Consider the following 227-nt stretch of genomic DNA (forward strand, 5'->3'; position numbering starts at 1 on the left):
GCAACAGTTGTACGAAACGTTTACAGTGACTGAATTTCTCGCTTATATGGGAACGCTTAAAGGAATGAAGAAAAAGGAAATCCGCGCTCGGATGGAGCTTTTATTTCCTTTGTTAAATCTTGACAAGGTGAAACGTAAAAAGATCAAGGAACTGTCAGGAGGAATGAAACAGAGAGTGCTTCTTTTGCAGGCGCTTTTAAACGATCCGAAGATATTGATCCTCGATG

Annotated in this window: 1 protein-coding gene; it reads left to right on the forward strand. The window is 40.5% G+C overall.

Annotated elements, in window-relative coordinates:
* A partial coding sequence (locus tag NE668_RS10085) for an ATP-binding cassette domain-containing protein (RefSeq protein ID WP_256196900.1) occupies positions 1 to 227 on the forward strand: 227 nt, incomplete at both ends.

The sequence above is a fragment of the Veillonella parvula genome (assembly GCF_024461875.1).
Taxonomy (GTDB): Bacteria; Bacillota; Negativicutes; order Veillonellales; family Veillonellaceae; genus Veillonella; species Veillonella parvula_I.